Below are 7,896 nucleotides of genomic sequence, written 5' to 3'. Positions count from 1 at the left end.
TAACTAAATAGAATTTTCCCCCCCCCCCCCCGCAGAACTACATTAGACATTATTTCTCCTTTATATTCCAAGATAAGATTATGACAAAATTTAATAAAATGAAAACTAGATTGCAAATCAACCTCTTATAAGAGCAAAACCACCTTTTCCTTAACCTATTTTAATTTTTCTTTGAGCAATTCATTTACTCTTGCAGGATTTGCTCCTTTAGAACTTTTCATCACTTGCCCTACAAAGAATCCGAAGAGCTTGTCTTTGCCACTTTTGTATTCCGCCACTTTATCCGCATTTGCACTAATGACTGCTTCAATAGCTTCAAGGATTGCACCCTCATCATTCACCTGTGCTAATCCCATAGAATCTATCAGACTATCTACCTCACCTCCACGATTCTGCACCAAAACATCAAGGATTTCTTTAGCACTTTTACCGCTAATCTTACCCTCATCAATGCGTTTGACCAAAGTCGCTAAAGTCTCCGATTTAATCCCGCAATTTTGCAAATTATTCTCGCCTTTTAACCTTCCTAAAAGCTCGGTAGTCAGCCAAGTAACTGCACCTTTCGGACTTGCGCCTAAAGCAAGCATTTGTTCGAAGTATAACGCCATTTCAAGCTCACCTGTGAGCACTTTTGCATCACTTTCTTTGATTCCAAACTCTCGCACATAACGCGACCTTTTCTCATCAGGCATTTCTGGGATTTTGCGCCCTTGCTCCATTAACTCCGCGTCAATAAACACAGGGAGTAAATCAGGGTCTGGAAAATAACGATAATCTGCCGCTTCCTCCTTGCCACGCATAGAGCGCGTAATACCTTTTGTCGTGTCAAAGAGACGCGTTTCTTGGACGACTTCTGCCGCATATTTGCCATCTTCCCACGCCTCAATTTGTCGCTCTACTTCATATTCAATGGCTTTTTGAATGAATTTGAAGCTATTGAGATTCTTAATTTCTACGCGCGTATAGAGATTGGAATCTCCTTTGGGGCGGATAGAAACATTCGCATCGCAGCGGAAGCTTCCCTCTTGCATATTTGCATCAGAGATTCCTAAGAATCGGACAATAGAATGTAGTTTTTTAAGATACGCTATCGCCTCATCACTGCTTCGCATATCAGGCTCACTCACAATCTCCAAAAGTGGCGTGCAAGCGCGATTCAAATCCACTTTAGAATAATGGCTCTCGTGGATATTTTTCCCCGCGTCCTCCTCCATATGCGCACGCGTTACGCCGATAATCTTTTTTTCTCCATTGATTTCAATCTCAATTTCCCCACGTCCCACGATTGGAATCTCAAATTGGCTAATTTGATAGGCTTTAGGCAAATCAGGATAAAAATAATTTTTGCGCGCAAACACAGAATTTTGATTAATCTTAGCATTGATTGCTGTGCCAAACGAAATTGCCTTTTTGACGACTTCACGATTCAATACAGGCAACGCACCGGGCAAACCTAAGCAAGTAGGACAAACATTTTTATTTGGCTCTTCACCAAAACTCGTTGCACACGCACAAAAGATTTTCGTCTTGGTATTGAGCTGGACATGCACTTCAAGCCCAATAATGGTTTCATAAGCACTCATTAATGCACCTTTTATTAAATTCGGTGCATTTTATCAAATTTTGCTTTAAATAAACGCTAGATTCCTTGATGATTCATTGTTTCGTGTTTTTTAACCTTTTAAGAAGTGGTGGGAAATCTACCTTTTGCTAGATTATAGATTGCTTCATCAGCTTCACTTCCTCGCAATAACAGGAAACTAAAGCGTCTGCTGCTCTGTCATTGCGAACAAGTTTATAAAACTTGCGTGGCAATCTACAATGTTGGGAAAAATAAAATACACGATTTGCATCATTACGAGCCACGCGTGGCAATACATAATCTAAAGTCTTGTTTTGAAGATTCCATTGCAAAATTTACTTTTTGCTAAATTATGGATTGTTTCGGCTTTGCCTCACAATGACGCAGTGGTAAATGTCATTGCGAGCATTTTTCAAAAATGCGTGGCAATCCATAGTCTTGAGCTAAATTGATTCTTGCAATGGAAACCCTAAAGCGAGATTTTGGATTATACGAGTTGAATATCACAATGTATGCTTGATAATGGATTTGCAAGTGTGGGCAAATGCTTACGCAATGTGCGCCACAACTTCGGACGAAGTCTCGCAATGACTGAAGTTGGACATTACAAATAATTTTAAGATTATGGATTGGCTTTGGCTAAAGCCTCGCAGTGAGGGAATTGCAATAACACGGTAGATAGCTTTGCTTAATTCTTTAGGATATTTAAATTATTAATGAAATTTAGAAGTGGCCGGGAGAGAGGGATTCGAACCCCCGGAGGTATGACCCTCAACGGTTTTCAAGACCGCCGCTATCGACCACTCAGCCATCTCCCGACAAACAATAAATAAGATTCAAAATGGAGGCGACACCCAGATTCGAACTGGGGAATCAAGGCTTTGCAGGCCCATGCCTTACCGCTTGGCTATGTCGCCATTTGTCGTGGTGCCCGGGGCCGGACTTGAACCGGCACGGACGCAATGTCCGAGGGATTTTAAGTCCCTTGTGTCTACCATTTCACCACCCGGGCAAATTGATTCAGTCTATCAAACTTTCGCTACTTTTATGATTTTAGATAATGGAGCGGGAGACGGGGATCGAACCCGCGGCCCCAACCTTGGCAAGGTTATGCTCTACCACTGAGCTACTCCCGCATAAAAGTAAAAGTGAGAGCAAAATTATAGCGATGCTTTTGAAAAAAATCAAGATATTTTAGGCAAAAATAATAAAAAATGCTAAAATTCCAAATTCTATATTTTCTATAAATTTTCAGCAAGAAAAGGACTGCAACAATGAAACAACAAGGCTTTAATTTAACAAAATCATTAGGAATCTTTATTCTATGCTTTGGCATTCACACTATGGCTTTGGATTTCACCTATCAGACTTTTCGCCTCCTGCCCCATCAAGCAGGATTCAATCCGACAAAAGCCACTTCTTTGCTTTTTGTTGCAAATTCTGATGAGGGGATTTTGTGGGCTGGTAATCAAGATTTCGGACGCTGCACGCCTTTAAGCAAAAACGAATCGCAATCCCAAAACCAAAGTATCCAAGAGGGCATTCTCCAATGCAAAAATCTTGCCCTAAAGGTTGAAAATGGCGTCATTACAGAGGTTTTAACCGCCAACCAACAACACAAGCTTAATCTTGAATTACTAGATTCTATCACTTTAGAGCGACACGAAGTAACCTACCAATACCCCAAAACTCCCGACACAACCACCCATGCCCTAGCAACAATACGATTCCATTGTTCTAAAGATTCAAAAATTCAGAAATTATTGCAAACACTCTATCGTGAAAAATTTGATTGCGAAAATGCTCAAAGAGTATTTGTAGAAAGTGCGCAAAACTCTATAGACAAAGCCTTTACGACAATGGCGATAGAGGAAAGAAAAGACTGGAAAGAGATAATAGAAGAATTCTTAAAAACCTCCTCATTTGAAACAAATGTAGCGGATTCTCTATATTATTTTGATGAAAACTTGCTTGTATTTTCTATCAATGATTATTCCTATACAGGCGGGGCACACGGAATCTCTTATCAAAAGAGCGTGATTATATCCAAAGACAACAAAATCTTAGACTTAAAAACAATAATAGATTTTAATAATCCAGAATTAAAAAGCCTGCTTTGGCAAGCCTATCAAGAATATTTGAAAAATATAGATGAAGAGGGCTTTGTGGATTTTGAATCTTTCAATGTTTCAGAGGTGGTTTTGCTTGATTACGATTCGTTTGTCTTTGTTTATCAACCCTACGAGTTAATGCCTTACGCGTATGGAATCCTTAAGTTTAGGATTCCATTAGAGAAAATGGCACAATTTCAGTTGAAGAAGTTTGGCAAAACACCACTGCAATCTTTATTCGCCAAATAATGCGAGAGATGTTATAATAAGCATTTTAATGCAAGGAAAGAGAATGAAATGGATTAGGTTGGTCGTGATGATTGGGCTTTGTTTTGGTATCTTGGGTTGCGAAAAACAAGAAAACAAGCAAGCAAGTCAGACAATCAAAGAAAAAAAACAAGAAATTTTGAAAAATCTTATCTTAAAAAGCAATGCAAACACCGCATTAATCATCAATCAAAAACCTCAAAAAGAGCAAAATAACTTCAAAAACATTGAACCCAAAAAAGAAAATGTTTTTAAGAATCTGATTGTTACTTCGGATACAAACAACCTTAAAGTCTTGCTCTTTTTCACCACTTGGTGCGACCCTTGCAAGGGAATTTTGCCTCATTTAGAAAATCTCAAAAAACAATTTGGTGAGCAAATCTCCCTCTATGGAATCCCCATAGACGACTTAGTAGGAGAAGTAGAGAACTTCAAAGGCATTATGCAAGTCTTCAATGAAGAAAATGCTACTAATATCCCAATGATATTAGATGAGAATCGCTCCAAGCTCTTCAATGCACTTGGCAACATTGAGGGTGTGCCACTCATCGCATTATACGACAAAGATGGGCAATACATTATCCATTATTTAGGTGCGATTCCAGAAGAAATGATTGAGTTTGACCTCTCACAAAATTTAGCAAAGTTAAAGGCACACTAATGCTTGAAATATTCAAAAAAACCCTACAAAAAACCACGCAAAACATTCGTGATTTACTCCCAAAAACCCACAAAAAACTTAGCAAAGAGACTTTAGAAGAGATTTTAATCACAACGGATATGGATTATGACTTAATTGAGATGATTTTAAGCCCACTTGGAGAGCAAATCAGTCGCAATGAGCTTGAAGTCGCACTGCTTAGGCTTTTTCGTGGGGAAAGCTACTACGACAAGGTGCAAGCAAAAACCACAGAGGATAAGCCTTGTGTTCATCTCATTGTGGGTGTCAATGGTGCGGGCAAGACGACAACGATTGCCAAACTCGCCAATCTCTATAAGCAACAAGGCAAAAGTGTGATTCTAGGGGCTGGGGACACATTTAGAGCGGCTGCGATTGAGCAACTCAAGCTATGGGGAGAGAGATTAAGCCTCCCTGTGGTTGCCTCACAAATCGGACACGACCCCTCCGCAGTCGCCTTTGACACCATTACTTCTGCGATTGCTAAAAACCTAGATGTCGCAATCATTGACACCGCAGGAAGATTACATAATCAAAGCAATCTACAACAAGAGCTACAAAAGATTATGCGCATTTGCGACAAGGCAAAGGCGGGCGCACCGCATCGCAAAATCTTGATTTTGGACGGCACGCAAGGCACTTCTAGCCTAGAGCAAGCGAGGATTTTTAGCCAAACTCTAGGAGGGATTGACGGCGTCATCATCACCAAACTAGATGGCACAAGTAAAGGAGGCGCAATCTTTAGTATCATCTACGCCTTGCGTGTGCCGATTCTATACATTGGTGTGGGAGAAACCGCCCAAGACCTAATTGTCTTTAATGAAGAAGAATACATTACAACGATTTTAGATTCTATCTTTGAAAGTTAGAATCCAAACGACAACCCGCATTATCTGCACAGATAATCCCTAAAGGCTATGAAATGGCAAAGAAAAAAGTGCAAATTTTTGAATGTCAGCATTGTGGATTCCAAAGCTCAAAATGGCTTGGAAAATGCTCTAATTGTGGGGCTTGGGAAAGTTTCTTAGAGCTCAAAGAAGAGCAGATTGAAGCCTTTAAGGCTGCGGAATCCCCACTTGTGAGCAAAGTTACTCCTATCACAGAAGTGCAAGAAGAAGAGTTTGTGCGCTTTAGCAGTGGCGAGCAAGAATTAGACATTGTGCTTGGGGGAGGAATCGTGCTTGGCGGAATGTATCTAGTCGGTGGCAGTCCGGGCGTTGGGAAATCCACGCTTCTACTCAAAATCTCAAGCAATTTAGCCAAAATGGGAAAAAATGTCCTCTATGTCAGCGGGGAAGAGAGTGCCTCACAAATCAAATTGCGCGCCGAGAGGCTCAATGCAGTGTGCGAAAACCTTTTCTTGCTCAATGCAATCAAACTGCAAGAGATTCTAGGCACAATCTATGCGAAAGAACACCGCTATTCTATGGTTGTGATTGATAGTATCCAAACGCTTTATAGCGAGAATATTAGCTCAAGTCCGGGAAGTGTCTCTCAAGTGCGCGAAGTAACCTTTGAGCTAATGCGCCTTGCCAAAGAATATGGAATCTGCGTGTTTATCATCGGACATATCACCAAAGAGGGTGCGATTGCCGGACCTAGAATCCTAGAACATATGGTGGATTGCGTGCTTTACTTTGAGGGGGATTCTAGTCGTGAATTGCGCTTCTTAAGAGGCTTCAAAAATCGTTTTGGCAACACAAGCGAAATCGGAATTTTTGAGATGAAAAGCAACGGATTAGTGGGGGCAAAAGAAGCTTCTAAGATTTTTTTCCAACAAAAGACTTCTGCGCCCGGAAGTGCGCTAAGTGTCGTTATGGAGGGTTCTCGCTCGCTCGTTTTGGAAGTGCAAGCCCTCGTGAGCGACTGCGCCTATGGAATGCCCAAACGTTCCTCTACCGGCTTTGATTCTAATCGTCTCAATATGATTTTGGCATTATTAGAGCGCAAATTAGAGATTCCGCTCAATCGTTACGATGTGTTTATCAATATCACAGGCGGAATCAAGATTTTAGAAACTGCGGCGGATTTGGCAGTCGTGGCTGCGATTCTTTCTAGCTTTCGCAATAGAGCCCTCTCTAGCGGAAGCGTATTTCTAGGCGAAGTCAGTCTTGTAGGAGACATTCGCGATGTGCCAAATGTAGAAGCAAGGCTCAAAGAAGCCTTATCGCTTGGAATCACGCGGGCGATTCTACCCAAAAAGCCCGCCCAAACAATCAATATCAAGTGTTTTGAAGTGCAAGAAGTTACAAAAATTATTGATTGGATGTAAGAGATTTGGCATTCCCGCAATGATGAGAGATTAGAATATGCCACAGGTGAAATTCATCTTGAACCTTGCGGAAAGCAGGGTTAGGCTTGAAGTCAATAAGCCTTGACAACAATTATACAAAGCAGTATAATTGCGCACAAGATGAATTTTGCGACTTTCATCGTATGCTCCTTTTAGGGCATAGATTTTGCCGCAGGGTGATGACCTGTGGCAAACACCCTGCATTATTATACTTCAAAATCCACAAAATAGATTTAATGTTTGATTGTTTTTACTAATTATAAATCCAAGAATCAATCCTCATAAATCTCTTTTTTGTGTCCTATAGGAATCACACAAACAATCAATCGCTGTTCCTCTTTAAGATAAATGATTCGGTAGTCCCCCCGCCCTTTTTCTAAACTTGCCTTTATATCTGCCCTTAAGAGCCTTATCTCCATTGAAATTACCCTTTTGTAAGTCAAGCAATTTATTCTTAATCCATCTTTTGTCCTTAAGATTGAGAGATTCTACAAAGAGATTCTCCTTCAGTTCAATGACGACTTCATACATTATGCAAACCCGTTTTTTCAAAAAATTCTTTTAATGGGACAAGATTCGCTTTGCCCTCTTTGACTTCATCAAGAATTTTATCGCTCACCATTTCGTCCATCTACGATTCAGCATAAATGAAATACACAACTTGTGTCATTGCGAGGAATGAGCAAAGCGAATGACGAAGCAATCTATAATATTGCACAAATAAAATGATTCCATTGTTGAATTTTAAATTATAAGTATGCAAAATTATAGATTGCCACGAAAATTTTTTAAATTTTCTCGCAATGACACAAGGACGCAATGACAAGAAAGAGAATGATGAGGAGGAATCCTCATCATTAGATTAGAAGCTATACTAGGCTTCTTTTTTGAAATTAGAAATTATATCTAACTTCTACACGAACTCTTTGTCTGTCTTCATCACTACCATTTGCTACATAATCAG

At 40.2% G+C, this 7,896-nt stretch carries 8 protein-coding genes and 4 tRNA genes; 5 read left to right on the top strand and 7 right to left on the bottom strand.

The genetic code is table 11. From position 1 onward, the window contains the following. Positions 1-155: 155 nt before the first annotated feature. The gene (gene gatB / locus HDT10_RS03425) at positions 156-1,583 is read right to left on the bottom strand and encodes an Asp-tRNA(Asn)/Glu-tRNA(Gln) amidotransferase subunit GatB (RefSeq protein WP_290880014.1); all 1,428 of its coding nucleotides are present in this window, start codon (positions 1,581-1,583) and stop codon (positions 156-158) included. 325 nt (positions 1,584-1,908) lie between these two features. On the opposite strand from gatB, the gene HDT10_RS03420 reads away from it, so the two are divergent. Continuing rightward, positions 1,909-2,034 (top strand): hypothetical protein, encoded by a 126-nt coding sequence (locus HDT10_RS03420; RefSeq protein WP_290880011.1) that lies wholly within the window; start codon positions 1,909-1,911, stop codon positions 2,032-2,034. A 278-nt stretch (positions 2,035-2,312) separates the two neighbouring features. Here HDT10_RS03420 and HDT10_RS03415 read toward each other — a convergent pair. The 4 genes from HDT10_RS03415 to HDT10_RS03400 form a co-directional block, all read right to left on the bottom strand. Next, positions 2,313-2,400: transfer RNA gene (locus HDT10_RS03415), tRNA-Ser, on the bottom strand. Positions 2,401-2,424: 24 nt separating this feature from the next. Next, positions 2,425-2,499, bottom strand: a tRNA-Cys gene (locus HDT10_RS03410). Between the two features lie 8 nt (positions 2,500-2,507). Further along, positions 2,508-2,594, bottom strand: a tRNA-Leu gene (locus HDT10_RS03405). A 49-nt stretch (positions 2,595-2,643) separates the two neighbouring features. Then, a tRNA-Gly gene (locus tag HDT10_RS03400) sits at positions 2,644-2,718 on the bottom strand. Positions 2,719-2,856: 138 nt separating this feature from the next. On the opposite strand from HDT10_RS03400, the gene HDT10_RS03395 reads away from it, so the two are divergent. The 4 genes from HDT10_RS03395 to radA are packed head-to-tail and all read left to right on the top strand — an operon-like array spanning position 2,857 to position 6,911. Then, positions 2,857-3,942, top strand: a complete 1,086-nt coding sequence (locus tag HDT10_RS03395; protein WP_290880009.1) for a DUF3298 and DUF4163 domain-containing protein — start codon at positions 2,857-2,859, stop codon at positions 3,940-3,942. A gap of 43 nt (positions 3,943-3,985) precedes the next feature. Continuing rightward, positions 3,986-4,621 (top strand): TlpA disulfide reductase family protein, encoded by a 636-nt coding sequence (locus HDT10_RS03390; protein ID WP_290880006.1) that lies wholly within the window; start codon positions 3,986-3,988, stop codon positions 4,619-4,621. After that, positions 4,621-5,508, top strand: a complete 888-nt coding sequence (gene ftsY / locus HDT10_RS03385; protein WP_290880004.1) for a signal recognition particle-docking protein FtsY — start codon at positions 4,621-4,623, stop codon at positions 5,506-5,508. The genes HDT10_RS03390 and ftsY overlap by 1 nt, the downstream gene beginning before the upstream one ends. A gap of 53 nt (positions 5,509-5,561) precedes the next feature. Then, positions 5,562-6,911, top strand: a complete 1,350-nt coding sequence (gene radA, locus HDT10_RS03380) for a DNA repair protein RadA (RefSeq protein WP_290880002.1) — start codon at positions 5,562-5,564, stop codon at positions 6,909-6,911. Between the two features lie 30 nt (positions 6,912-6,941). On the opposite strand, the gene HDT10_RS03375 is transcribed toward radA, so the two are convergent. Both HDT10_RS03375 and HDT10_RS03370 read right to left on the bottom strand, forming a co-directional pair. Further along, positions 6,942-7,136 carry a hypothetical protein gene (locus HDT10_RS03375; protein ID WP_290880000.1) on the bottom strand — a complete coding sequence of 65 codons (195 nt, stop codon included), beginning with the start codon at positions 7,134-7,136 and terminating at the stop codon, positions 6,942-6,944. Positions 7,137-7,271: 135 nt separating this feature from the next. After that, positions 7,272-7,484, bottom strand: coding sequence for a hypothetical protein (locus tag HDT10_RS03370; protein WP_290879997.1), 213 nt, complete (start codon positions 7,482-7,484; stop codon positions 7,272-7,274). Between the last annotated feature and the right edge of the window lie 412 nt (positions 7,485-7,896).

This window comes from Helicobacter sp. (assembly GCF_014799995.1).
In the GTDB taxonomy this organism is placed as follows: domain Bacteria; phylum Campylobacterota; class Campylobacteria; order Campylobacterales; family Helicobacteraceae; genus Helicobacter_D.
This window is presented reverse-complemented; position numbering and strand designations above follow the sequence as displayed.

What these genes read in the sequence shown, in the direction of transcription:
- gatB (WP_290880014.1), bottom strand. Translation starts at nt 1,583, where the DNA reads ATGAGTGCTTATGAAACCATTATTGGGCTTGAAGTGCATGTCCAGCTC.
- HDT10_RS03395 (WP_290880009.1), top strand. Translation starts at nt 2,857, where the DNA reads ATGAAACAACAAGGCTTTAATTTAACAAAATCATTAGGAATCTTTATT.
- HDT10_RS03390 (WP_290880006.1), top strand. Translation starts at nt 3,986, where the DNA reads ATGAAATGGATTAGGTTGGTCGTGATGATTGGGCTTTGTTTTGGTATC.
- ftsY (WP_290880004.1), top strand. Translation starts at nt 4,621, where the DNA reads ATGCTTGAAATATTCAAAAAAACCCTACAAAAAACCACGCAAAACATT.
- radA (WP_290880002.1), top strand. Translation starts at nt 5,562, where the DNA reads ATGGCAAAGAAAAAAGTGCAAATTTTTGAATGTCAGCATTGTGGATTC.
- HDT10_RS03375 (WP_290880000.1), bottom strand. Translation starts at nt 7,136, where the DNA reads ATGCAGGGTGTTTGCCACAGGTCATCACCCTGCGGCAAAATCTATGCC.